This window comes from Streptomyces sp. NBC_01077 (assembly GCF_045162855.1).
GTDB lineage: Bacteria > Actinomycetota > Actinomycetes > Streptomycetales > Streptomycetaceae > Streptomyces.
The window spans coordinates 1-26,068 of the sequence record NZ_CP108669.1 but is presented as its reverse complement, the minus strand read 5'-3'; the positions used below and the strand labels follow the sequence as shown (position 1 = coordinate 26,068).

Sequence of the window (26,068 nt, the reverse complement as noted above, 5' to 3'; positions counted from 1 at the left end):
CAACGCCCACGCGGGCTCTCCTACTCGCTGGTTCATGTCTCTCGTTTGGCTCGGGTTCAGGCGCGGGGATTGAACGGGTCGGCGATGCGGTTTCCCGTGTCGATCCACACGGTTTTGATTTCGGTGTACTCGTTGACGGCCTCAATGCCGTTTTCCCGTCCCAGACCGCTCTCTTTGAACCCGCCGAAGGGCGCGACGTAGTTCGTCTTGCGGTAGTTGTTGATCCAGACGGTGCCGGCCCGCAGGCGCCTGGCCATGCGGTGGGCGCGGGCGACGTCGGTGGTCCAGACACCGGCGGCCAAGCCGAACGGCGTGTCGTTGGCGATCTCAACCGCATGGTCCTCATCGCGGAACGGGATGAGGACCACGACCGGGCCGAAGACTTCTTCGCGAGCGATCCGCATGTCGTTGGTGACACCGGAGAAGACGGTCGGCTCGACGAAGAGGCCCTTCGCCAGCGCCGGGTCATCCGGGCGCTTACCGCCGGTCAGCAGGGTGGCGCCCTCCTTCTGGGCGATCTCGATGTAGTCCAGGACCTTGCGATGCTGGGACAGGCAGGCGACCGTGCCCATCTCGGTCTCCGGGTCGAGCGGGTCGCCGATCTTGATCTCCTTGGTGCGTTCCACCAGGGCTGTCGCGAACTCGTTGTACACGTCCTGGTGCACCAGGACCCGCGAACCCGCCATGCAGGTCTGTCCGGTGGCCGCGAAAACACCTGCCAGGACACCGTTGACGGCGTTGGACAGGTCGGCGTCGGGGAAAATGATGTTGGGCGACTTGCCGCCGAGTTCCAGCGAGACGCGCGCCAGCCGTTCCGCGGCGGTGACGGCGATCGTCTTGCCGACCGAGGTGGAGCCGGTGAAGGCGATCTTGTCGATTCCGGCATGCCGGGTGAGGGCGGCTCCGGTGGAGCCCCCACCGGTGACGATGTTCACCACCCCCTCGGGGAAGCCTGCCTCGGTGATGAGTCGGCCGAGGATGAGGGTGGAGACCGGGGTGACCTCGGACGGCTTGATCACCATGGTGTTCCCGGCGGCCAGCGCGGGGCACAGCTTCCACAGCAGCAAGGCCAGGGGGCTGTTCCACGGGGTGATGGCCGCGACGACACCGATGGGTTCACGCACGGTGAAGACGTGCATATTGGGGACGCTGCTCGCGAGCGTCTGACCGTGCATGGTCTCGGCGACCCCGGCATAGAAGTAACAGTGCCCGGCCAGTGCGCGCGTCTGCCCCGCGACCTCGCGGATGAGCTTGCCGTTCTCCAGGACCTGGACACAGGCGAGGTCGTCGGCACGCTCGGTGATCAGATCACCGAGGCGGCGGAGCAGGGCCGCTCGCCGGGACGGCGGCGTGGTCGGCCACGGGCCGCTGTCGAAGGCGGCGCGAGCGGCGCGGATGGCGGCGTCCACGTCATCCTCGCCCGCCAGCGGGACGTCGGCCCAGTGGCTTCCGTCAAACGGGTTGATCGAGTCGAAGCGCCGGCCGTCGGCGGCATCGGTCCAGCTGCCGCCGATCAGCATCTGGTAGTGCTCGCGGCCGTCCGGTCCGGTCGGGGTGGGGGGCTGGGTCGGGCTACCGGTCGTCATGATCTGTGTCGCTTTCAAGGAGTGTGGCCTGATACAAGCGGCTCGTTATAGTTAGGCCGTGCCTTCGCCGGGCACTGCGGCCAGGGCATCCGCCGTACTGTCGGCGGGGCTGGGCCCGTGATGGCGAGGGCCGGACCGGAGCACGCCTCGGATGGCGACCAGTGAAATTAGTGCGGCGAGAACCATCATGACCCCGAGGGGCCACCACCGGGTACCGGTCGGGCCGGCCTCGGCTATGAGCGGGGTGGGTGCGCTGAAGACGAGGCCGCCGAGCGCGTTGCTGAGGGAGATGAGGGCGGCCGCGGTGCCGTAGATGAAGAAGTCGAACCATTCGATGGTGGTGTGCCGACGAGGCTGGCCAGCGCGGCGCGGCGTGCGGTCGCTGCTGGGAAGTGCGGGGTCGCAGGACGTGGGGTCATCGTCTCCTCATTCCTTCGTGCCGGGTCTGGGTGCGGGGGCAGGGGTTTGTCCGGTCGTCGGCTTAGTGGACGGGTGGGCGGCGGTGCGGGCGGCCGCCTGCTCACCGGCGATGCGGCCGAAGACCAGTGCGCGCAGGACCGAGGTCGCGCCAGGGTAGGCGTGGTGATAGATACCGGCGACTTCACCGACCGCGTACAGGCCGGGGACGGGCGTGCCCTTCTCGGTCAGGACCCGGGCCTTGGCGTCGGTGCGCAGTCCACCGAAGGTGAAGGTGATCGCGCAGGTCACCGGCCAGGCAACGTACGGTGGCTCGTCGATGGGTCGGGCCCAGTTGGATTTGGGCGGCTCGATTCCTGTGGTGGCGATGCCGTCGAGCTGGGTGATGTCGAGGTCGCCGGGCACGGCGGCGGCGTTGTATGTGTCCACGGTTGCGCGCACGGCGGCGGGGTCGATGTCGAGGCGGGCCGCGAGCGCTTCGAGGGTGGGGGCGGTCTCTGGTGACCTGTCGGTCAGTACGGCGCGGTCGATGTCGTGCCGCATGAGCTTCTGGTCGGCGATCAGGAAGGCGAACTGATCGGCCTCGTGCCAGATCCTGTAGGCCACCTCTTCGAAGGTGTTGTCCGGGGTGTCGGCGCCTTCGTCGAGGAAGCGCTGCCCTCGGTGGTCGACGAGGATGCCGTAGGGGTAGGCCATGACGAGCGCCTCGGCGGTGCGGGTCCGGGGGTCGATCGGTTCGCCGTGGAACCGGTCGAACTGCCCGTCGGTGTCCGCCCCGACCTGCATTCCCATGACGATGCCCTCGCCCTGGTTGGCCCTGCCGCCGGGGGTGATGGTGGGCAGATCCGGTCCGTGCTCGCCGAGGTGTTCCCGCAGTAGCTCCGCGCTTCCTTCGAAGCCTCCACAGGCGAGAACGACGGTGGTGGCCCGCCATGCCCGTTCCTCGCCAGTGGCGTCCGTGCCGACCACGCCGCAGACGGCTCTGTCGTCCTGGCGGAGGGCCCTGGCGGTCACCTCGTATTCGATGATGCCGCCGAGTTCGGCGATGCGGCCGCACAACCGGTCGACGATGGCCCCGCCCCCTCCGGCAGGCATGAGGCGGGGACCCTTGGAGGTGAGGAAGTACGTCGGGCCGGAGGTGGTTTCGACGCCTTGGGTGTGCAGCCACTCCACAGTGGGCTTCGCGTGCTCGCTGAGGGTGCGGATGATCTCCTTGTCAGTCCGGCCGCGGCTGAGCTCGTGCATCCGCTCCTCGAAGTCCGGCGCCGGAGTCCCATCCGGCTGCAGGCGGAAGAACGAGCCCGTCCATGCTGTGTTCCCACCGCGTCGCTGGCGTGATGTGCGTTCCAGGACGACGACGCTCGCACCTGGCGCGGCTTCCAGAAAACGCACGGCCGTGGCCAGACCGCCAGCGCCGCACCCGACGACCACAAGATCAACTTGGATTTCGTTCACTGTCTCTGCCCTTGTGTGTTGCATGCCTCGCAGATGCGACCAGCCAGCGGTTTCAATAAACCATTTCCGTGGGAGCTGTGTTCGGCTCGCCCTCATAGAAGCACGGGCGACAGCCCCACACAACCCACCAGGCGGTGTCGCCAAACCGTTTTTCGGTTTACGATGTCGGCGTGACCACAGACGAGAAGACCCCGACCGACGCCCGGACCGAGGGGGTCCGCAGCGTCGTCCGCGTTGCCGAGCTGCTGCAGCTCTTCGACGCCCACCACCCGACACGGCCCCTGCGGGACCTGGTGGAACTGACAGGCCTGCCCAAGACGACGGTCGTCCGGCTCCTGGCGACGCTGACGTCACTCGACCTGATCACTCCCACTGGCGAGATGGTCTACGGCCTCGGAGCCGGATTCCTGCGCTGGGTCAGGCTGTCCCAGCGCCTGTGGGAGGTGAACGCCGAGACCCGCGCAGTGATGCGCGATCTGGTGGACGAGTGCGGCGAGACCGTCAACATCTACGTCCGCCAGGACACCGACCGCATCTGCGTCGCCCAAGAGGAGGGCACCGCGACCGTGCGCAGCATCGTGGAGGTCGGCGTCCCCATGCCGCTCACTGCAGGGGCAGCAGCCAAGGTGCTCCTCTGTGACACCCCTGCCGCCGTGTTCGACGAACTCGCAGCGAAGGAGGAACAAGTGGACATGGACGCCCTCAAACGGCAGGTGGCCGCCGTAAACGAGACCGGCAACGCGGTGACACACGGCGAACGCGAGTTCGGAGCCTCAGCAGTCGCCGCCCCCGTCCGCGCCCAGGACGGCAGGGTCATCGCAGCCCTGTCCGCCAGCGGCCCCACCTCCAGGTTCACCGCCGAGCGGATCGTCGACTACATCCCGGCGGTCACCCGCGCCGCCGCGCGGATCACCGAGACCGGACTGGGCACCATGGAGGCGTTCCTGTGAGCCCGGCCCTCCTCGATGGCGTGCGCGTCCTCGACATGACCAACGTACTGTCCGGCCCATTCGCCGGTTACCAGCTCGCCCTCATGGGCGCCGACGTCATCAAACTGGAAGTGCCCGGCACCGGCGATCTGGCCCGCCAGCTCGGTGCGGACCCCCAACTCAGCAGCGAGAACCTGGGCGTATCGTTCCTGGCGCAGAACGCGGGCAAGCGCTCGGTCACCCTCAACCTGAAAAAGAAGCGGGGCGGCGAGGTCTTCGCGAAGCTCGTCGCTGAGGCGGACGTGCTGCTGGAGAACTTCCGTCCCGGTGTCCTCGAACGGCTGGGCTTCGGCTGGGACCGGCTGCGCGAGATCAACCCGCGCCTGGTGTATTGCGCGCTGTCGGGATTCGGCGCCGACGGCCCGATGCGGGAACGGCCCGCATACGACCAGGTGATCCAGGGCCTCTCGGGCACCATGAGCATCACCGGGACGCCGGACACGGCGCCGCTGCGCGTCGGCTACCCCTTTTGCGACAGCATCGGCGGCATCACGGCAGCCCTCGCTGTAGCCTCCGCTCTGCTACGCCAGCACCGCACGGGGGAGGGCGCCCGCCTTGACGTCTCCATGCTGGACGCCACCTTGACCTCCATGGGCTGGATCGTCTCGGACTACCTCATCGCGGGCCGCGAGCCGATGCCCATGGGAAACGAGAACAGGACCTCCGCCCCCTCAGGCACCTTCGACACCGCCGACGGCAAGCTCAACATCGCCGCCAACAAGCAGGAGCAGTTCGAGGCTCTCTGTGCCGTCCTCGATCAGCGGGAGCTGATCACCGACCCCCGGTTTGTCACCCGGGAAGCCCGCAAGACCAACCGCGACACGTTGCGCAAGGAGTTGGAGAAGACACTGCGGACGAAGTCCGCCGAGGATTGGGACGCGGTCCTGGTACCGGCCGGAGTCCCCGCCGCGCCGGTGCTGACCGTCCCCCAGGCACTGAGCTCGCCGCAGGTCAAGCACCGGCGGCTCACACACCGGGTACCCGCGCCGGCCTTGAATGGCCGCGAGCTGACACTGCTCGGCAGCGCGGCGCACGTCGACGGCGAGAGCCTGGCCCCGTCCGGGCCGCCGCCCCGACTCGGCGAGCACACCGACGAGGTTCTGCAAACGCTCGGCTACACCCCGGACGACATCGCCCGGCTGCGCGAGGAGGGAGCGGTATGAGCGGCTCGCCCCAGGACACGCCCACTACGGAGCAGGTCACCGGATGGTGGGCGACGGCCATCTCGGACATCAGCCCGGGAGTCATTCGCCTTCGCGGGTATCCCATCCAGCAGCTCATCCAGCACGCCTCGTTCGCCGACATGATCTGGCTCCTGCTGCGCGGCGAACTGCCCGACCCCCGCCAATCAGCGCTGCTGGAGACCGCGATGGTCGCCGCGGTGGACCACGGTCCTCAGGCCCCCTCGATCGCGGCGGCACGCATGGCGGCGACCTGCGGCGTTGGCCTCAACAGCGCCGTGGCGACGGGGGTCGGCCTCCTCGGTGATGTCCACGGCGGTGCCGGACAGCAGTGCATGGAGATCCTTACGGGCATCCGCGACCGCGTCGACAGCACCGGAACACCCATCGCCGACGCCGTCGGTGACCGCCTCGCCGAACTCCGCGCCGCAGGACGGTACGTTCCCGGCTTCGGACACCGGTTCCATCCCCGGGACCCACGTCGGGACCCGCTCATGGCAGCCCTCACCGACGGCGTGAAGAACGGTGTCGTCGCGGGAGCGTTCCAGGAAATCGGCTTGGAGATCGAACGACAGCTGGCGGCCGGGCGCCCCCGCCCCGTGCCCATGAATATCGACGGCGCGACCGCGATCATCTACAGCGAGCTCGGCTTCGCCCCCGATCTCGGCCGCGGCCTGTTCGTCCTGTCGCGCGCAGTCGGCGTCCTGGCGCACGCCTGGGAGGAGAAGGAGCAGGGGCGACGCATCAAGGGCCCCATTCCCCCGCCGCTCCTCCCCACCTATCGCGGCGCCGGAACACGCGACGTGCCCACCGGCCGATGACACCCCTTGTGTCAATCTCACACCGCGAGAGCCAACGTTTGTGGTTCCGTGAAGCGCTGCATTCCGCCGCGTCGGTCGGGCTGGTAGGGCTCGTAGTTGAGCCAGCACCGGTGGATCACGCGGATCCAGGCACGGGCCAGGACACGGACGGGCCTTGACCCCTGATGTTGGACACACGAGACACTGGATCCTAAGGATTCGAGGACGGACATCTCGTGGTCATGAAGAACTTTCCGCCGGAGTTCAAGGCGGACGCGGTCGCACTGTACGTGTCGCGGCCCGAAGCGACGATCAGGTCGGTCGCCACCGGTCTGGGGATCAATCCGGAGACCCTACGGAACTGGGTGAGGGCTGCGGGGGCAAGTCGCCCACGGGGACACCGGACGCAGGAAGCGGCCCAGCCGCCGACCCCGCTGGAGGCGGAGAACGCGGCTCTGCGGAAGAAGGTCCGCGAACTCGAGGAGGAACGCGAGATCCTGCGCAAAGCGGCGAAGTATTTCGCCGGGGGAGACCCGCTGGTGAACCGCTTCCAGTGTGTCGCCGGCCTCCAGCGCCGCTACGGCGTGAAGCGGCTGTGCACCACCCTCGGTGTCAGCCGCTAGAGCTTCTACTACTGGCGCCGGACGGCCACGGACCGGGCCGCCCGGAAGGCGGCCGACGCCCGCCTAGCCGCCCGGATACGGGTGGTGCACCAGGAATCGGACGGCACCTACGGAGCCCCAAGAATCACCGCCGGGCTCCGCGAGACGAGCGGAGAGGCGGTCAACCACAAGCGGGTCGCCAGGAGCATGCGGGCTCTCGGGACCGAAGGGATCCGGTTGCGCCGGCGGCACCGCACCACCGTCCCCGACCCCGCCGCGGCCAAGGCTCCGGACCTGATCGGCCGCGACTTCACCGCGGGCGAGCCGGACACGGAGTACGTCGGCGACATCACCTAACTGCCCATCGACGGCGGGAAGTTCTGCTACCTGGCGACCGTCATCGACCTCGCCTCGCGCCGCCTGGCCGGCTGGGCGATCGCCGACCACATGCGCGCGGACCTCGTCACCGATGGCCTGGCGGCGGCGATCCACACCCGCGGCAGCCTCGCCGGATCGATCATGCACACCGATCACGGAGCCCAGTACACGAGCCGGGCCTTCGCCGAAGCATGCAGGTCAGCAGGGGTTCAGCGAAGCATGAGCGCGGTCGGGTCCAGCGCGGACAACGCACTCGCCGAGTCCTTCAACGCGGCCTTCAAACGCGAGACCCTGCAAGGACGAAAGAGCTGGCCAACCGGCAACTCAAATAGTTCCGGCTCAATATCCGTCCGTCGCTTGCCAGAATGCATCAATTCGCGCGTTAAACGCTTCCGGCGATTCCTGGAAAGGCCGGTGTGCCTCGCCTTTCAATACTTCGAAGGCCGCTCCCGGAATTTTCTCAGCTACTACCCGTCCGAACCGGGGGGGCGTGACTATGTCCAGATCGCCAGCTAGGACGAGAGTGGGTGCCGCGATCCTTGACAAGCGCTCGAGAGTATCGTTTCCCGTGAATGCCTCCAGCTGACGCTGGAAGTCTTCAGGCGATTGGGGGTGAGGAGACTGCAGCATCTCATGGATGACCCGCTCAACAGTACCGTCGTTGTGAGCGCGCGGCGTATATATCCACAGCAGCAACGCTTCCAGCATGGCTCGCTCATCCGGTGCCTCCGTCGCAAGCCAACGCCAGAACCGGATCACCGAAGCCAGGTATGCGTCCTCACGAGCCCATGTGCTTACAAGCACGAGGCTCCGGACAAACTCGGGGTGCCGCAACGCAAGCTCCTGTGCGACCATGCTGCCGCCCGAAAAGCTCGCGACATGGGCGTTCTTCACGTCGAGCGCCTTGAGAATTCCCATGGCATCGTCTGCCATCATAGCCAGCGACAGCTGCTCGTCCCGTAGCGGGGTGCGTCCTGTGCCTCGATTGTCGTAGGCAATCATCCGGTACCGCCCGGAAAGGCCATCCATCTGAGCTTGCCATGCCTCGGCGGGATCGCCTAGCCCCGCAATCAGCAGCACCGTCGGCCCTTCGCCTCGGGTCTCCACCCTGATTTCTGTCCCATTGACATCGACGAGTTCATCCATGAGATGCACCTCCACCACCCATCATTACCCGTATCACCCTCGCGCGCCCACCAGGTCGCGTCCAGAAAGTGGTGTAAAAGGCGACGAGCGGTTCGCGGGCCGTGCGACCGTGGAGTGGTCCGCGCCCGCGCTCGGTGACGCGGGCATTCTGACCGAGGTCCGGGAGACTGCGTTCACCGTCCGCGTGGTCGAGATGCAGGCCCTGGGCGTCCTGTGACCGGCTGTGGTGAGTGCTGTCGGCGGCACTCACCACACCCCCGGCCCCGGCCGTGACCTATCGCGGTGGCCGATGGCGAGAGCCGGTGCCACGCTGCCCACGAGCACGTCCAGGGCGTCATTCCCAAATTTGGGAATGACCCCGATGGCTCCACCGGACCGCGGTCTCGCCCGGCTCCGCGTCGGCGGAAGCCGACGCGGGGCGAACAGCCCCTCCGGCTCCTTCGACTCGCCCGGCTCCGCGTCGGCCGCCGGCAGCGCGCCGCTTGCGGCCGGTACTCGGCCAGGTTCTCCACGGCCGCGGCCCCTCACGCTGCCTGCGCCCACTGCTCCGCAAGCGGCGCAGCCGCGCAACGCTGCGGCTGCGCCGCTTGCGCCACGCGACCGCCGAAATTCCTGCCTGCTGGGCCGCAGACCGGGACTCCTCACGTACTTCGGCCGCGATCCGGCGCACCCGCGCCTGTGTCAGCAAGCCCTTCTGCACGCCCCACAGCAGCAGCTCGGCCAACTCGGCCTGCGCCGGATCCAGCTCCCCGGGGGAGCCCGCGAGCCCAACGGCTACGGCCTGCTCCGCCAGGGCGTTGCGGCAGGCGATCTCCGCGACGTTCTCGGCACCTTGACGTTCAGCCAGCGCCGGATCCCACGCCAGCCCCCGAGGGTCGTCGTCCCGCAGCTCCCGGCTCGCGCGGTGCGTCACGTCCGGCCCGACTCACACGGAACTCGTCCTCACTCCCAAGGGCCCTCGGGTGATCGAAACCCACCTCCGCATGGGAGGCGATGAAATACCCCAGCTCATCCACGATGCCACCGGCATCGACCTCCCCGGCTACGTAGCCAGGCAAAGCGCCGGCATCGACGTCCTTGACCACCTCAGAACCCAAGCAACCCAAACCAACCCCGCGCGCCATGCCGCCATCTGGTTCGCAAGCCCGCCTGCCTCCGGACTCCTCACGTCCATCGATGGCATCGACGAAGCCCGACAAACCCATGCAGTCACCAGCATTCAACTGCTCGTTGATCCCGGAACCCGCCTTAGCTCCCTGGACTCCAGCACGTCCCGGCTTGCCTTCGTCCGAGCCACCGCGCCCACAGGTAACCAGGCGCTGGAAGCCGTCAGGCAAGCCATTGCCTGCCTCACCTTCAGCATCCGCATGCAAGCACTTGAGGAAGAGACCATCTGAGACCGGCAGAGACGGCCCGTTAGACCGTCGCCTGGCCGATTCAGAGGCTGCGAGGGCGCCGAGCGCGACCGCCGACGGCGTCACGGTGGCCACCGCTACGAGCGCACCGCAGCCGGGAAGCCGGGCGAGCGCCCGAACCTGGCGCCCACGTGTGCCGGGACACGGTAGATGTCACCAGAGTGAGGTAGCGGACTGCGCTTTTACGACGACCGGGACACGGTAGTTGTCACCAGTTGGCCAAGCTTGTTGTCACCTCTGGTACGCGGTCAGTCGTGTTGTCACCAGATCCGGAGATCTCTCCCGATCTTGTGTGGTTCGGCGGTTGGCTGAGTGCATGGAGGACGGACGACTGTCTGGCATGCGTGCCGGCATGGCTGCGGCGCCTCTCGACGGGGGGTTGTGGTCGCACGACTGTGGCTGGGCTGATCTTCTGGTTCCGGTGTCGCTGGTCGACGGCCTGGACAAGCTGGATCTCGCTGAGGGGTGGGCCAGCAGATGGACCGCGACATGGTCGTCGGGTGGTGATCCGGTGTCCTGTGTGGTGCGAGACCTGGCTCAGACATCGGTCCTGGACGGTGGCCCGACTCGCTGGTTTTCGTGGCGGCGGTCCCAGCGTCACCGTCCTGGCCTGCACTTCCTTGTCAGTACGGGGCGGCATCACGGTGCCGAGAGTCTCGAAGAGGCCCGCGTCTTGCTCGCCCTGGACTTTGCCGGCGGCTTGGTCGATGTGATCGCGCAGCCGGTGAAGTTCAGATTTGATGCGGGCGGGAAGCGTCGGGAACACACCCCGGACTTCCTCGCCGTGACCCTGGCGGGCGTCTGGCTGGTCGATGTCCGGCCGAAGGCGCTGATCAAGGGATCAGACCTGGAGGCGTTCGCCGCGGCTGCGGAAATCGCGTTGGCCTGCGGCTGGCACTACGTGGTTGCCGTTCAGTGGCGGGAGAACGTCGTGGCGGCGGTGGATGCGTTTTCCTCCCAGCGACGGGCTCTGAGCGACCCGCTTGGGCTGAGGTTGGGCCTGCTTGAAGCCGCTCGGCAGGGCGGGACGTTCGGAGAGCTGGCGGATGCGACGCCGTTTCCGCCAGTGGCCCGGGCTCAGCTGCTGCACTTGCTCTGGCACCGCCAGGCGGGCATCGATCTGCGCAGGCCCTTCGGCGACCAGTCGTTCGTCATCCGTTCCACAGGGCCGGATTCGTGACGGCGGCGCGGGTGCTGGATCTGTCCCCCGGCGCCGGGCTGGTGCTGGACGGGAGCGAGTGGACCGTCGAACGACGTGAGCCTGAGCTGGGCCGGGTCCAGCTTGTTGCCCTGGATGGGGTCCGTCAGCGGGTGAGCTTCCGGTTCCTGGCGAATCACCCGGACTGTCGCTCCTCGTCACGGACGTCGGCAACGGGGGCCGACAGGGGCCGGCAGACGAAGACGCTGCAGGACCTCGGGCCTGGCAAGCGGGAGTTGTCTGCGTTGAGGCTGGCCCATCTGCTGGAGGTGGCGACGGGGTTTCGCAGCGGGGATCCGCTGCGGCCGGGCCCGGGTGAGCCCAAGCCTGAGTACGACCCCGCGAGAACGACGCTGACCAGCCGGCGGTTGTCGAAGGTGGCCGAGCTGGAAGCCATGGACCGGCAGCAAGCGAGGCTGCTGGGTCTGGACCGGGTCGGCTATCGCACGCTGATCCGCTGGGATCAGGATCGCCGCCGGTTCGGCCTGATCGGCTGTGCTGACGACCGGTGGCTGCGGGAGAGTGGTGGGCATCCGAGCGTCAGCGAGGCGGTCCGCGAGGCGATCTTCGCCGTCCGGCAGGAGACGCTGCACCGCTCGAGGGTGAGCATGCGGACCAAGGACCGCATGATCCGTCAGTACGTACGTGAAGTTCTGCACCTCGATCCGGTCAGGGACGTTCCGTCGTATCGGACGCTTTGCCGGGTCTGGAAGGAGTGGTTCGGGCCCGGCGGATCGCGGCAGCGGTATGCCCGGTCGGCCGAGCTGCCGGAGAAGAACGGGCATGTGTTGGTGCACCGTCCGGGCCAGGTCGTCGCGTTGGACACCACGGTGCTGCCGGTGATGGTTCGGGAGAGCGTGTTCGGCGAACCGGTGAAGGTCCACCTCACACTGGCGATGGATGTCCATACGCACTCGCTCTGCGCGTTCCGGCTCACGCTGGTGTCCGATACCTCGGTCGACGTCGCGATGCTGCTGAGGGATGTGATGCTGCCGCTGCCGATGCGGGACGACTGGGGCGAGGACCTGGAGTGGCCCTACCCCGGCTTGCCGGCGGCGGTGGTCGCCGAGTTCGCCGGCCACAAGGTCGCGGGGCTGCCGTTCTTCGCACCCGAGACAGTGACGACGGATCACGGGTCGGTCTATCGCAACCACCACCTGGTCGAGGTCGAGCGGGTGGTGGGCTGCAACATCCTTCCGGTCCGGGTGCTGCGGCCGACGGACAAGCAGACCGTCGAGCGGGCCTTCGGCTCGATCCGTTCACTGCTGTTCGAGCAGCTGCCCGGCTACACCGGCATCGACGCGGCCGACCGCGGAGCCGATCCGGAAGGTGACGCGGTGCTGACCATCGAGGAGATGGAGCACTTGATCGCGACGTGGATCGTGTCGGTCTGGCAGAGGCGGCGGCTGGGGGAGTACGCACCGAGCTGGGATCCGGGCGGGGACCACAGCCCGAACACCCTGTTCGCGGCGTCCTTCGCGCAGGCCGGGTTCGCGATGGACATCCCGTCGCCGGAGCTGTTCTACGAACTGCTGCCGGCCCACTACGTCGGCATCGACGCCCGGCGCGGGGTGAAGATCCGCGACCTTTGGTATGACGGTCCAGCCCTGGCGGACTACCGCGGCCGGCGGTCCACCCGTGGTGGCCGGCACAAGGGCAAGTGGGTGATCCGCCGCGATCCCCGGGACCGCCGGCGGGTGTTCTTCCAGGACCCGCTCACCCACTACTGGCACCCGCTGGACTGGACCGGGCTGCCGCCGGACGGCAAGGCCCCGGCCTTCGGGGACGCACGGGTACGCGAGCTGATGGCCAAGGTCCGTGCCGGCGGGATGCAGCCGAAGTCCGACCAGGAGCTGCTGCCGGTGCTACTGGAGCTGATCGGGCTGCGGGCTCCGGTCAGCGGCTGGAAGAGCCGGCGGAAGACGGAGCGGACCGAGCATGCCCGCGAGATGACCCAAGCCGCCGCGGCTCGAGCTGACCGGCCGCCGCAGGAGCCTGCCGCTGACCGGACTGAGGATGTCGTGGAAGCGGGTGCGGTGGTCACGCCGTTGCGCTGGAGCCAGCGGGCCAGGCAGGCCGAGCAGAGCATCGACACCCAGCGTCGGCACCGGCGCGAGCAGGCCGTCCGGCGCCGCCCGGCTCCACCGCCCGCGCTGGGCGAGTCGTCGGGCAGACGCGATCTGTTCCTCCTCCCGGAGGATGACGAAGAGGAGCCGCATGGCGGACCGCACGCAGGATGAGAGCGGCATCGTCCCCTTCCTCCGGTCCGGGCCGCCGCCTGACCGCACCACATGGGAAGGCTGGCAACAGTGGCGGCAGCAGCGCGGGCTGTTCGTTCCGGCGCCGCGGCTGTCCTTGGAGGAGTACGCGGCGCTGAGCCCCAGGCGGCGGGCGCTGAACGACCTGCACCGCACCGCCACCCACGTCAACATGGGGTTGCTGGAGACCCCCATGAGCGCGAAGGTCACCAAGCTGATGCGGGGCCGACTGAGGAACAACGCGCTGAACTTCGAGCCGGGCACCCGAGACGGCCTCATGATCAGCGGCGGCGGCTTCCTGGGAAAAACCGAGACCGCTTGCGCGGCGGCCGGGGCCTTCGAGGAGCTCTGGCGGGACCTGCACCGGCAGCTTCTGCCCGGGCCGGTCCCCGGCACACGCGACCTGTTCGTGCCGGTCGCCTACTGCCGAACACCAGTGCGGGCCACCCCCAAGGGGCTCTGCGCGGCCATCCTTGGCTTCTTCGGAGCCCCGCACGCCAAGACGCTCAACGGCATGATCCGGCAGGTCCGCGACTCGATCCGGGACCATCACACCACCGCGCTGCTGCTGGACGACATCACGCGGCTGCGGCTCCACCGCGAAGACGACCAGGACACTCTCGACCTGGTCCGAGAACTGATGGACCTCAACGTCACGCTGGTCCTCATCGGCGTCGACATCCCGAACTCGGGGCTGATCAGAGGCGGTCACGCAGACCCCCGCACGGGGCAGTGGGCGCTGGGTCCGGCCAAGGCCGGCAACAGCTTCAACCCCTCCGCGGCCACCCAGACCGAGCGTCGGTTCGACCTGGTTGACCTCGACCCGTTCGACTACGACACCGCCGAGGGCATGACCGCGTTCATCGACCACCTGGTCGGCATCGAGGACCGGCTGCGGCTGCTGCGGGCCAAGGAGGGCATGCTCACCGAAGGCGAGATGCCCGAGTACCTCTTCCGCCGCACACGCGGCATCGTCGGCCTGCTCAAGCGGTTGATCGAGGACGGCTGCAGGGAGGCCATCGAGTCAGGGACCGAGGAACTGACACCGGAGCTGCTGGCCACGATCCCCATCCGGCTCGGCAACGTCGCCGACCGCGATCCGAGCGCCGGCGAGATCCCCCGTCATCCCGGACGCCCAGCCTCCCAAGGCCACCAGGCGCAGGAGAGGCCGCAACACGGTCTTCGACGACCGAGGCGGGCAAACCGCAGATGCCTGAAGCCCTCGACGCGAGCCAACTCCGACCCATGGCACGGAGCCTGGACCCCCTGGAAGGCGAGGCCTTGTCCGGCTACCTCCTGCGGCTGGCCCATCGTCTCGGTGTCGATCCCCTTCACCTCTATGTCCGCACCGGGCTCACCGGCACCCGGCTCGAAGGAACGAAGATCACTCGTGTCTCGCCTGCCCTCGGGTTCAGCCTCGACGACGTCAGTCTCGAAGCGTTCGGCCGCACAACCCGCCTGTCCCGCGAGGAGGTCACAGGGCTGCTGGTGGCTCCTTTGGGAGCCCGCTACGGGCCGCTGAGCACCGAGTACTCCAGGTCCCAGGCTGATGAACGGACCCGGTTTGTCTCTCCGTGGGTTCTTTCCGACCGCACCCAGTACTGCCCTGACTGCCTCGCCGGAGACAGCTCGTCGCAGATCGAGCAGGTTCACGGCGGAGCATGGCAGCGGATCTGGCGCCTGTCCGCCGTCTTCGCCTGCCTTCGGCACAGGCGTTTCCTCCGGCAGCGCTGTCCCAACTGCGGCGAGCACGTCCAAGGCGACGCGAAGAACCTGATCGCCAGGCCGCGGGACGGTGAGCTTCACCCCACCCAGTGCCGGGCATCTACACCGGTCGAGACCCTCCGGGCAGTCCGGCCGGCCTGCGGAGCGGACCTGGCCAAGGCCGACCGGCCGCGGGACCTCCTGCCCACCGCCAGTCGCACTCGGGAGGCCGCCTTCGCCACCCAGGCCCGGCTGCTGACCCTCCTTGCTCCGGACGGACCGGAACACGTCAGCAGCGTCGGTTGGCTCATCCCCACTGCCCAGTACTTCAACGACCTGCGGACGGTCGCCACGCTGATCCTCATGACCTGGCCCGAAGCCCGGCCCCATGCTGCCACCCGAACCTTGGCCAAGATCCTCGATCACGAAGCCGAGCAGCGGCACCGAGCGTTCGAGAACGTCCGGGACACCCCCGGCGCCTATCGCCGAAAGGTCAGCGTCTACATCGCTCCACCCGAGAACCCCGCGGTTACCGCCGCCGTCCTGGAGATGGCGGATCGGTTCCTGAGCGCTCGGGACGAGCGCGAGGCAGCTCGATTCCTTGAATTCCTGGCGGTCGAAGCGACCTACATTCACCGAAAGGTGGGCTATGCCCTTCGAACTAAACCTGGGACGTCCTTCCCCCTTCAGGTCGCCCTCCTGGCCCACCGACGCGGCGAGAGTAAGGCGGCAACGGCCGAGGAGATCATCACCAAGCGCGGCGGCTTCCGGAGGGCCCACCGGTGACAACAAACGTGTCCAGGTGACATCTATCGTGTCCCGGCACACCCGGGTACCCGCCCCGACCGGTTGCCTCACCAGTTGCCTGGCTGATTGCCTCATTGGTTGCGTGGGTGGTCGCCTCACTGGTTGCTCCACCAGTTGCCTACCCGTCCGTGGGAACCCCGCGTCTCCTCTGGTCACGGGGCATGGGTCACCGTTTCTCGACGCCGACACCTCTCCCCGTAGGACAGGAGAGTGTCTCTCCCTCTTGCTCCCCAGGGTGCGCAGAGGCGGCGGGCCCGGATCCGGGCGCACGGGCGTTTCGGGGAGAATCGGGTGGTGAGTACCGCACGCCGCCGGGTCCTTGGCCCTGGCCCTCATGTTCCTGAGCCGGCTGCCCGTGACCCGCGCGCCCGGACCGCTGCCGAACGCGCCTCCACGGGGGACTGGACCGCCGAACTGCGCTCTACCCCAGTGGAGCCCCGGCTCGCCCGACCCCGGTGCCGCGCCGGTCTTGTAGGGTCGGCGGCAGCCCGTGCCGATATGGCGTGCGTGGGTGAGGCCCGGCGCCCAGGGGCACACCCCAGGGGCACACCCCGGGGGCATTACCGCCCGGCTGCCCCTAATCCACCACCCCGTCAGCCGGGGACCGTGATCCGTTGGCGTGGGGCTCGTTGCGTACGGCGTGGAGACGATCAGCGAGACCGGCGTGGACGTGGCGTGGATGCGGTGCAAGGGGTGCTCGGGAACGGGCCGGGTGGTCCTGTGGTCTGGGGAGCGATCCGGTGGCGACGATCCTTACGGAGGCCGGCGCCCACGTGGCGACCGCGCACCCGGGCACGAGCGTGATGCAGCTCCTGGGGCTGGAGACGGCCGATGCGGCGGTGTTCCGGGGGCCTGATCCTCGACCCGTCCCGGCGGCATGGGTGACGGCCCTCAACGCGAAGATGCCCTCCGACTTCTAGCCGACGCGCTCGCGCGGCCGTCGACGCCCCATCGCGACCTTGACAGGTCGTCGCCCTCGGACCCGACATCGAGCCCCCGCAGGACTGGGGCGGGCATGGCAGACCCCCAGGCCGGGGAGCGCTGGGGGTCTTGTGGAGACCGTCGACTGGGATCGGCGGTCTGGATCGACATGGTCCCGGTGGGTATCGACGCAGATCCTCTTACGCGATCCATGTCTGCCCGTGTCCCGACGCAATTCAGCCGTGCGCACCCGGGCTAGATCCGAGTGGATCTAGCCCGGGTGGCTTTATCGACGTCACACGACAGCGGTTGTCGACGACCTCGGGAGGCACTCACCGCGCCCGGATCTCGATGTCGACGAGAACGGAAGGCACCAGCCGGTACTCGGCAACGGCGGAACGAGGGCCGCCATCTACGCCCGCAGCCAGCGCTTTTGTCCCGGGGCCTCGGGCGAGCGGCACACGGCGTCTTGCCGGTCGGCACCGAGCTGCTATCCGAAGGAATCGATATCCGACGCGGGCAGCGCCTCCCGAACCGCCCGAGAAACGCTGCTCCTCGTCATCGGCAGAGCCACCCGGGGGGCCGGGATACGGTGGGCGATCGAGGATCGCTTCCAGGTCGCGAAGAACGAATGCGGCCTGGCCTATATGAAATCTGCTACTACGTGTCGAATAGTAGAATTCCGTAACCGCCCCCGCCTGTGGGGAGTCTGCCACCGCCATTCGAGTTGCCTGAATGTTCGCCGCAGCTATTCTCTCCGCAGGTGGTATCGGTTCCGGAGCACGTCTGTTGCCCGTCGCATTGCGGAGAAGTGCCGCCGCCTTCTTCTAGGAGCATCTGTAGGTAATTGATAGGCATGCGCACTGGCCCTTCGGGGTCTGACATTTGAACTGATAGGTATATTGCCGACTGTTGTGGGTCGGCACCCTCTAGATAGGGGTCAGAGTCCATCACGGCGAGGCCTCGGTGGAATTGAGTAACGAGTACCTAGTCGTGTCCTGAGTTCCTATCCGTCGGCAATACGGGCCGGTGAACCCTTTCGGCTTCTCTGCCTCTCCTATGTGAGCCATCGGAGAGGATGGGACCCGTGCCCAGGAAGACTGACCCCGCGCTTCGTAGCCGGACTGTGCGTCTGATGAAACAGCACCGCTCGGAGTACTCCACCGAACGTGCGCAGTCGACGGCATGCACCACGGCCTGAGACGGACCACGCCGCCCGCCGAGTGGCTCCAGGACCCACCCGGAAGGCCGGCGGGGGCCGAGGATCTGCTGGACGAGCGACGGCGGTTCAAGCCGCTCGGTGGGGACAGAGTCGTACGACGTTCCCTCGACCGGCCTCAGGTGGTCCTGGGGCCGGAGCCACATCCGATACTCCGCAGGCTCGACGTCCTCGTTGGAGTTCCGGTAGACGGGGATGGAGACGAGGTAGACCCAGCCGTCAGGGAGTTGCCGACGGGCGTACAGGCGCCCCACGATGTCCTGCCCGTCCGGCAGGACCACGCGGATAGGCACCGGCTCGAACTCGGCAGGCTCGGGGGACGTCCTCACGTGACCACCGTAGGCAGCCGGCCCCGCAGCTCCCTCACCACCTCGCTCGGACACGACCACCCCGACGAGTGATCGTTCCGTCCGGGGGATGTGCCCGTGATCCGCTACGGTGCACACGGCCCCGGGTGCCGATTGGTCTCGCCCCGGCGCCCAGATGCGCTCTGGGAGCAGTACCGTCGGGCCGCCCCCAATCCCCCCGTCAGCCGGGACCGTGATCCCCGTCTGCCGCGTCAGGTGCGATCTCTCGGTTTGGTGACAGTGGTGTGAGAGACAGTGGTCTGGGTGTGTTGATGCTGGTCAGGGCCGGTTGAGAGGTGTGGGGTCACTGTCATGGTGGTGAGAGATCGGTGGGGGATCGCTGTCGTGGGTCTTTATCGCGGCAGGTGTGACGCTGTCTCAGTTTCGTGAGTTCTGATCCACTGGCCGGCGGGTGGTTGGTGTGATCGACGGGTGGAACGAGAAGAACCGGACGTGGCCTCGGAGGGATCGGGTGACGAGTCGGCCGCTGTTTTGCCTGCTGTGTCGGTTCGGGCGTTGCGGGGCCCCGCGGTGCGCCGGCTCCTGGCTCTGCGTCGGAAGGGGATCCTTACGACCCGGCACGTCCGGGTGGCGGCGGATGCTTTGGGTGTGCGGGAGCGGGCGGTGTGGCGGTGGCTGGCTGCCGCTGAGGAGGACGAGGCCGCGGCTGTGGCGCCGGGGGAGCGGGCCCCGTATCCGGGACGGTTCACGGTCACTGCGGAGGTTCGGGCTCTGCTCGGGCTATGGAAGGGGAACGTCGCCGCTGTCCATCGTGAGTTGACGGCTCGTGCAGCCAGGGGCGAGGGTGATCCGCCTCCGTCGGTTCCGACGCTGCACCGCGCGATCCGGCGTGATCTGACGCCGGGGGAACGGGCCGGGCATGCCGGCGGTGAGCGCGAGGCTCGCAGGCACGATGTGTTCTTGTCCCGGCCTCGGGGATGGCGGAATCAGGTCTGGGAGACCGATCACGTCCAGGCCCCGGTCCTGGTCGACGTCGAGGGCACCGTCCGCCGGCCGTGGATCACCTGGTTCGTCGACTGCGCTTCGAACACGATCATGGGTGTCGCGGTCACACCGGGGCATCCGTCGCGGGAGTCCGTCCTGGCCGCGCTGCGCGCCGCGGTGGTGCGCGAGGAGCCGTTCGGGCCACAGGGCGGCCTGCCGGAAAAGGTACGCGTGGACCGGGGCAAGGACTTCCTGTCGAAGACCGTTGCCGCCGCGTTCAACGCCCTCGACGTCACCGTCGAGGACCTGCCTGCCTACACCCCGCACCTGAAGGGCACGGTGGAGGGCCTGAACCGGGCCGTGGAGTCGATGTTCCTTGCCGCGCTGCCCGGATACGTCCGCCAGCCGCGCCCCGGCAAGCGTCCCGCCCGCCCGAGGGACGAGGTGCTGCTCGACTTCGAGGACTTCACCGCTCGGCTGCTGGATTGGGTGTCGTGGTGGAACACCGTGCACCAGCCCGATCCACTGGGCGGGAAGACCCCGCTGGAAGCCTGGGAGACAGACCCGACACCGTTGCGGGAGGTGAGTGCCGAGGAGTTGTGGACGTTCACGCTGGAAGAGACCGGCCGGTTCCGGGTGATCTCCACGCGCGGTGTCCGGTTCAGGAGCCGTGACTACGTGGGCGCGTGGATGACAGGCCAGTCGGGTCTGAGAGTTCGGGTGCGGTTCATGCCGCACCACCAGCACCGCATCGAGGTCTTCGACGCCGCCACCGGCCGATACCTGGGCCCCGCCGAACTGGCGGACGCCGCCACACCGGAGCAGATCAGCGCGGTACGTACAGCGCGGGCCACCCGCACCCGTCGGCTGCGGCAGGACCTTGCCGCAGCGCAGCGTGAGCGCTACGCCGCAGCCACCCGGCCAGGGAAGCCCGAGCGGCTTGGTGCGGTGACCGGGGCGGAGGCCGGCCGGGAGCTGGCAGCGGCCGAGCAGTCGGATCTGTCGCGGCTGGCATTGCCGGATCTGATTCCGCCTGCTGCGCCTCCGGCCGGCTGGCGCACGCCGCCTTCCCTTGTGGCCCGCACCCACCGCGCCCCTGCAGATACACCGACCGCTGACGAGCTGCCCCGCTCAGGCACCGCTGGCGCTCACAGCCCGGGCGCTGCCGCCGGTGCCGGTGCCGACCTGACCGGCGGGGGAGAATCGCGGTGACTGCCCCGACGTATCAGTACGTTGATCTGCCCGATGCGCAGATCGTGACGACCCGAGCTCTGCTGACCGCCAGGGAGAACATCGCCGACACGGTCGCGGCCCGGGCGATGATGTGCATCCACGGCGGTGCCGGGTTCGGGAAGACCCTCGCGGTCAACACCTGCCTGCGCGAGCTGGAGGAGACGGCGGGCGAGGAGGTGTGCCGGGTCACCTTCCGCGCCCGCCCCACCGCCCGCGCAGTCCGCTACGAGCTTTTCGAGACCCTGCGTCTGCCGGGGGAGCCGCCCCGTCACCCCAGCGAGTTCGACCGCCTCCTGAAAACGGCTCTGGCGGAACGGCCCCGTACATTCCTGGTGGACGAGGCGCAGTGGCTCAACGGGGAGGCGTTCGAGTACTTCCGCTACCTGTGGGACGAGCCCGCCACACAGATCGCGATCGTCTTCGTCGGCGGCGCCGGCGCGCATACCGTGCTGCGCCGGGAGCCGATGCTCTCCTCCCGGATCTTCATCTGGCAGCAGTTCACCCGTCTCACCCCGGCTGAGGTCCTCGAGGTCGTCCCGCTCTTCCACCCTGTCTGGGAGGACGCCGACCCCGCGGACGTGACGTTCGCCGACGAGCAGGCCGCCCACGGAAACTTCCGAGCCTGGGCCCAGCTCACCGCCCACCTGCGCACCGCCCTGGAACGCACCAGCCGCCCCCGCCCGGACCGCGACCTGCTGCGCTGGGCCTTCAGCCGCCTCGCATGACCCTCCCCGCACCCCGGACAGGCCTCGCCGTCGTCTTCGACCCCGGGGACGACGCCGCCTTCACCCACACCGCCCTGGCCGCGCACGCCCCGCAGGCCAGCCGCATCACCCTTCACCCCGGCCCGGGCACGACCAGCGACACCGCCCTCGCCTCCGACCTGCTCCAGGCCCTGGGCAAACCGGCCCACATCCCGGGCCCGTACCCGCACGGCCGACCACCACTGTGGGAGGCCGCCGCCGCGTGGACGACCGCCCTGGCAGTCACCCGCCTGACCGTCCTGCGCGCCCACCTCCTCGACCAGCGCCGCCTCCAATGCCTCCTCGACCTGCAGTGCCAGACCGGCATCCACCTGACCCTCGTCGTCCACCGCCCCCGCCTGACCGCAGCCCTCCACCGCGCCCTGGCAGCCGGCCACCACACCACCGTCCACACCCTCACCGAAGCCCGCGCCCTCTACCTGGGCGACACCGCCTCATCCAGCCCGCCGCCAGCAGCTCCCACCCTGCCCGCTTCGCCCGCTGCCCTGCGCTGGATAACCCTCGCCGCCCTCGACCGCCTCGTCTCCTACGACAGCCCCCAGCCCTGCACCACCGCCTGCGCACCGAAGCCGATCGTCTACCACCAGCGCCCGGCACCCCTACCACCCACGCCCGCCCAGACAGCCCGGCTCACCGACCGCCTGCACACCGCGACAGCCCACCCCGCCCGCGCCGCCGCCCTCGCGGCAGCCATCGCCACCGGAGCCTCGTTCCAACAACTCACCACCGCCCACACGGACGGCTTCCACCCCGCCGACCACACCCTCACCCTGCACGACCGCACCCGGTACACCGACGGCTGCGCGATCTACCCCATCCCGCCCTGGGCCACCGTCTTCCTCCACGCCGCGACCCGCTTCGCACACCTCACCAGCACACCCCACCTCCTGGCCGCCCCCACTGACCGCCCCGCCCTCCTACGCCTGGCCGAGACCATCAGACTCCGCCCGCCCCAGCCCCCGGCCGGCCGAGCAGGCACGCACCGCGGCCCGGTGGTCTGGGACTGGCGGGAGAAACACGAGGCACTGAGCCATGAGACCGGCCAGCCCGCCCCACCGCCGGCCGGAGGCAACTCCACAGCCGCTACGCGAGCCCGAAGTCGATGAAGTCGACTTCCCCGAACCGCACCTGCAGCGCGTCCGCCCGCCGGCCAGCCTGCCGGAAGTAGACGTGCCCCAACGCCCGGCCCAGGATCACCTCGTGCTGTCCGTCGGAAGCCCCGGCCTCCCAGGCGCGAAACAGCTCCCGTGCCACCTCTCCGGGCACCGCCACCGTCAGCAGCCGGAGCCGGGGATCGTCAGAGGTACCGGCACCGGCCGCGAACCCGAACCGCGCCCGCGTGTGCACCACCAGCCCCCGCTCCTCCGCGGCAGCCTGCCGACGAGCCCGCACCCGCGGCTGCCACCGCGCCCGCACCCGCTCCTCGATCAGCACCAGGTGGCGACCACTCGGCCTGCCCCGCCCCGACCCCCTCCGCGCCGTCCACCGCTGAACCGTCCGCAACGACACCCCCAACTCCTGCGCCACCACCCGCTTCGACCCCTTCGCCCACCTGAGCAGCACACGCAACTGCTCCTCAGCGGTACCCGGCACCGGCTGCGTGAACAGCAACTGATCCAACGCCGCCCGTACCACCGTGGCCTCCGTCCGTCGATCGCCTCATGCACCGGGTCTCCCATGTCTGACGGCGACGGGCAGCCGGAATCTCGATCTTCCTGCACGCAGTATTGAGATGCGGTAGGGCTCTGGAGATCACTTCGAGAAGACACTCTGTCAACGCGCCCACTGAAGTCCGAGTTCGGCGAGCGCGGCGAGCTTGTCCGCGGTGAGCTTGGCCCGACGGGTCTTGCTGTTGCTCAGAAATACCCCGAGCTTGACCTCCGTGCCATCCTCCAGCCGCTCTGTGTGGGCCCTGGGGACGACCACGGAGCCCGTACGAGCCTTGTACTGGGCCAGGGCCGCAACACCCCGCTCGAAGGCGCTCACGGGCGCTGCGGACGGCTTCGCAGGTGCTTCCAGCTCCGGGGCGTGCGGGATGACGCCGACGGCCCCCAGGCGCTCGCGCTGCCCCTCCGTGAGGGCTGCCCAGACTTCAGGCTTGCGCTGTCGGGCGAGCCACTTGCCGATGTCCATGCCGTGCACGGTGACCCCCGGCTCGACGTACGCCAGGATGGTCTCCTCGGCGAGCATCTCCCGCACCACCGCGAAGTGCCGCTGCCACTCCGCCGGCCACGACGGGCTCCAGTCCTCGTCCGCCGCCTCCAGCGCGGCCTTCCACTCCGGGCGGCCCTCCAGCGCACCAGGACGGCGAAGGTTCGCGAGCCACTGTCCGATCGGCCGGTCCAGCATCGTCGCGGACCGGGGCGCGCACAGAGTCCAGTGCTCCTCGTAGTACGCCTTCGCCGCCGCCAGGTTCTCCTGGAACCGCTCATCCGCCACCGACCACACCATCCCGAGCCGCTCCAGCCGCCCGGCTCGCTGCCCGCTCATCTCCCCAGCCGCGTAGGCCCGCCGCTGCTCCGCCACCCACTGCCCAAGGGGTGCCGCACCCTCCCGGTGTCCGTAGGGCACTCTCGCGTTCCCGACCCGCTCGACGTACGCCTTCAGCTTCGCCCAGCCACGCGCCCAGTCCTGCCGCTCGGTGTCGATCACGTTAAAGCTGACCCAGTCGGCGACCATCACCGGGTCACGCGGAGCCGCGAAACGCAGCAACAGACGGGCTTCTTCTTCACCCTCCCCGGGCGCCGAACCGATATTCACAGACGGCTCTGCCCAGTTCCTCTGAGGCTCCTGAGGAATGGCGAGCAATTCCACGGCCTCATTGTCGTGAGCGCGCAGACCTTCAAGGACCTTCACCAAAGGCCGATACGATCCGGAGGTGAACATGTCCTCTGGCTTTTCTCCCGGCTGGAGAAATACCGGCACGATCAACGAAGCAACCTTGCCCTCTCCGGGCTTCTGACGCAGAGCGCGGCCGATGGCCTGCACGATGTCGTGCGGCGCGCCCTTGGGGTCCAGCAGCGCCACGCTGTCCACCGCCCTGATGTCGACACCCTCACCCAGGACACGACAGTTCGACAGCACAGCCCGCTGCACCGTGGACCCGAACCCGCCCAGCACCTCCCGCCGGCGCTCGGGCGCGTGCTCGCCACACAGCCAGTCCGCCCAGATCCGCCTCGGGTACGTCTCAGGCTGATCGGCGTGCAGCTTCGCCGCCACCTTCTCCAGGCCCTCCGCGTACGCCTGCGCCTCCATCGTCCGATGGTGGAACGTGATGCACGTCGACAGACCGTGCTGCGCCATCGTGTGCAGCAGCGCGGCCTGGAGCGCCCCGAGCCGCTGACCGCGTACCTCCTCCGTATGCCGCTCCTCGCCCATCAGCCGCTCGGGCGTGACGACCGGGTCCTGAAGCTCCAGAACGATGATCTGATACCGCGCCAGCAGACCGCGCGACACCGCCGACGCCAAGGACAGCTTGTAGAAGACCGGCCCGAAGACCTTCTCGTCGTCCATGGAGGCCGCCATCTCACGCGGCAGCGGGTCACGCGCCCCCTCCGCGACCTCGCGGTTCAGCCGCTCCTCCCAGATCCGCGGCGTCGCCGTCAGGTACAAACGGCGACGCGACGGAATCACGGTCTGATCATGGACGTCGGCCCACGCCTTACCCATCGAGCCGGAAGTCCTGTGCGCCTCATCCACCACCGTGAGGTCCATGGGCGCCAACTGCTGCCCGTAGGCGCCCTCGAACGCCTCCGCCAGGACCCCCAGCGAGGCGTACGTCCCGAAGATGACCACAGGCCCAGAGCCGTGCCACAGAGCCAGCTGCACAGGATTCGTGGTGGAGCGCACCTTGAGGCTCCACAGCTCCGGGTCATCGGTGAGGCTGCACACCGCAACCGCCGGCCCCGCATGCCCAGCCCCACGCCATGCCCGCACGGTCTGGGTCAGAAGATCCAGCGTCGGCACCAGGACGAGAACGCGGCCCTTGGGCACGAGCCGCTTGGCCGACGCTGCCGCAATGATGGTCTTCCCTGTTCCGCACGCGGCGTGCACCTGCCCACGCAGGCCATTCCAAGGAATACCGCCCGGCGGGACATCGAGACCGCGCACAATGGCAGCAACGGCCTCGATCTGGTGGTCACGCAGTTTCACGACCATTCCCGTGTTCTCCTTTTCGCGGAATACGGCGCGCAATCATAAAGAAAGTCCGGCGCGGCGAGTGGTGGGCCGGGGTATTGGTGTCTGATCCCAAACTCTACACAGCTGGCATCTGCGATGCATCACCCGCGCCAGAACTTCGCCCCCCAGAGTAATACGTGACTCGATCTCACTCGCTAACGGCCGGTTTCCCCGTATGCTGGCAGGGTCACAATGGACTTGACGGTCTGTCGCGAGAGCGGGGGAGAGGCACGGGTGGAGCGCAGCGGAGCCCGTCACTCGATACCCCGTCAGGCCGACGGTCCGTCATTCCCATTGGGACGGTGGTGGCTGGGATTCCCAGACCCTACACAGGCCCGCGCGCGATGCACCGCCCCTCATAGCCAGCCTAGGCGACCGCGCTTGCGCGGGTGCCCGCAATTCGCGCTTGCGCGAATTTGCTTGCTTTTAGAATTCCGTTTACGGAATTCCATTCCGGCGCTTGCGCCGGAATCCGAATTGCGCTTGCGCAATTCGCGCTCTATGCCCCGGCTTGCCGGGGCATA

Annotated in this window: 16 protein-coding genes and 1 pseudogene; 12 read left to right on the top strand and 5 right to left on the bottom strand. The window is 68.5% G+C overall.

The genetic code is table 11. The features are described from left to right. Positions 1-56: 56 nt before the first annotated feature. Together OG462_RS00085 and OG462_RS00080 are read right to left on the bottom strand one after the other, a co-directional pair. Positions 57-1,586: an aldehyde dehydrogenase gene (locus OG462_RS00085; RefSeq protein ID WP_406053426.1), complete on the bottom strand. Its 1,530-nt coding sequence runs from the start codon at positions 1,584-1,586 to the stop codon at positions 57-59. A gap of 426 nt (positions 1,587-2,012) precedes the next feature. Next, positions 2,013-3,482, bottom strand: a complete 1,470-nt coding sequence (locus tag OG462_RS00080) for an FAD-binding protein (RefSeq protein ID WP_406066265.1) — start codon at positions 3,480-3,482, stop codon at positions 2,013-2,015. A gap of 146 nt (positions 3,483-3,628) precedes the next feature. Here OG462_RS00080 and OG462_RS00075 point away from each other — a divergent pair, with 146 nt between their 5' ends. The 4 genes and pseudogenes from OG462_RS00075 to OG462_RS00060 all read left to right on the top strand — a co-directional run. After that, positions 3,629-4,408, top strand: coding sequence for an IclR family transcriptional regulator (locus tag OG462_RS00075; protein ID WP_406053425.1), 780 nt, complete (start codon positions 3,629-3,631; stop codon positions 4,406-4,408). Beyond that, positions 4,405-5,610 (top strand): CaiB/BaiF CoA transferase family protein, encoded by a 1,206-nt coding sequence (locus tag OG462_RS00070; RefSeq protein ID WP_406053424.1) that lies wholly within the window; start codon positions 4,405-4,407, stop codon positions 5,608-5,610. Before OG462_RS00075 ends, OG462_RS00070 begins: the two co-directional genes overlap by 4 nt. After that, the gene (locus tag OG462_RS00065; RefSeq protein ID WP_406053422.1) at positions 5,607-6,449 is read left to right on the top strand and encodes a citryl-CoA lyase; all 843 of its coding nucleotides are present in this window, start codon (positions 5,607-5,609) and stop codon (positions 6,447-6,449) included. Before OG462_RS00070 ends, OG462_RS00065 begins: the two co-directional genes overlap by 4 nt. Before the next feature lie 215 nt (positions 6,450-6,664). After that, positions 6,665-7,747 (top strand): annotated as a pseudogene (locus tag OG462_RS00060) (IS3 family transposase); the annotation flags it as partial. Here OG462_RS00060 and OG462_RS00055 read toward each other — a convergent pair. Continuing rightward, a complete protein-coding gene (locus OG462_RS00055) occupies positions 7,748-8,554 on the bottom strand; it encodes an alpha/beta fold hydrolase (RefSeq protein ID WP_406053420.1) in 807 nt (268 codons plus the stop codon). 962 nt (positions 8,555-9,516) lie between these two features. On the opposite strand from OG462_RS00055, the gene OG462_RS00050 reads away from it, so the two are divergent. The 8 genes from OG462_RS00050 (at position 9,517) to OG462_RS00015 (ending at position 22,471) form a co-directional block, all read left to right on the top strand. Beyond that, positions 9,517-9,951: a hypothetical protein gene (locus OG462_RS00050; protein ID WP_406053418.1), complete on the top strand. Its 435-nt coding sequence runs from the start codon at positions 9,517-9,519 to the stop codon at positions 9,949-9,951. 334 nt (positions 9,952-10,285) lie between these two features. Beyond that, entirely contained in the window at positions 10,286-11,149 is an 864-nt protein-coding gene (locus OG462_RS00045; protein ID WP_406053416.1) for a TnsA-like heteromeric transposase endonuclease subunit, read from the top strand. Next, a complete protein-coding gene (locus OG462_RS00040) occupies positions 11,146-13,407 on the top strand; it encodes a transposase (RefSeq protein WP_406053414.1) in 2,262 nt (753 codons plus the stop codon). Before OG462_RS00045 ends, OG462_RS00040 begins: the two co-directional genes overlap by 4 nt. Before the next feature lie 1,227 nt (positions 13,408-14,634). After that, on the top strand, positions 14,635-15,915 hold the full coding sequence (locus OG462_RS00035; RefSeq protein ID WP_406053412.1) for a TniQ family protein: 1,281 nt from the start codon (positions 14,635-14,637) through the stop codon (positions 15,913-15,915). Positions 15,916-16,676: 761 nt separating this feature from the next. After that, positions 16,677-16,856: a hypothetical protein gene (locus OG462_RS00030; RefSeq protein WP_406053411.1), complete on the top strand. Its 180-nt coding sequence runs from the start codon at positions 16,677-16,679 to the stop codon at positions 16,854-16,856. A gap of 2,098 nt (positions 16,857-18,954) precedes the next feature. Next, positions 18,955-20,580 carry a Mu transposase C-terminal domain-containing protein gene (locus OG462_RS00025; protein ID WP_406053409.1) on the top strand — a complete coding sequence of 542 codons (1,626 nt, stop codon included), beginning with the start codon at positions 18,955-18,957 and terminating at the stop codon, positions 20,578-20,580. Next, positions 20,577-21,326 (top strand): AAA family ATPase, encoded by a 750-nt coding sequence (locus OG462_RS00020; protein ID WP_406053407.1) that lies wholly within the window; start codon positions 20,577-20,579, stop codon positions 21,324-21,326. The genes OG462_RS00025 and OG462_RS00020 overlap by 4 nt, the downstream gene beginning before the upstream one ends. Continuing rightward, entirely contained in the window at positions 21,323-22,471 is a 1,149-nt protein-coding gene (locus OG462_RS00015) for a hypothetical protein (protein WP_406053405.1), read from the top strand. Before OG462_RS00020 ends, OG462_RS00015 begins: the two co-directional genes overlap by 4 nt. Here the strand turns inward: OG462_RS00015 and tpg are convergent. Continuing rightward, entirely contained in the window at positions 22,449-22,985 is a 537-nt protein-coding gene (gene tpg / locus OG462_RS00010; protein WP_406053403.1) for a telomere-protecting terminal protein Tpg, read from the bottom strand. The genes OG462_RS00015 and tpg overlap by 23 nt on opposite strands. Before the next feature lie 153 nt (positions 22,986-23,138). After that, complete coding sequence (locus OG462_RS00005; protein WP_406053401.1) at positions 23,139-25,523, bottom strand: Helicase associated domain protein; 2,385 nt, start codon at positions 25,521-25,523, stop codon at positions 23,139-23,141. Positions 25,524-26,068 lie beyond the last annotated feature (545 nt).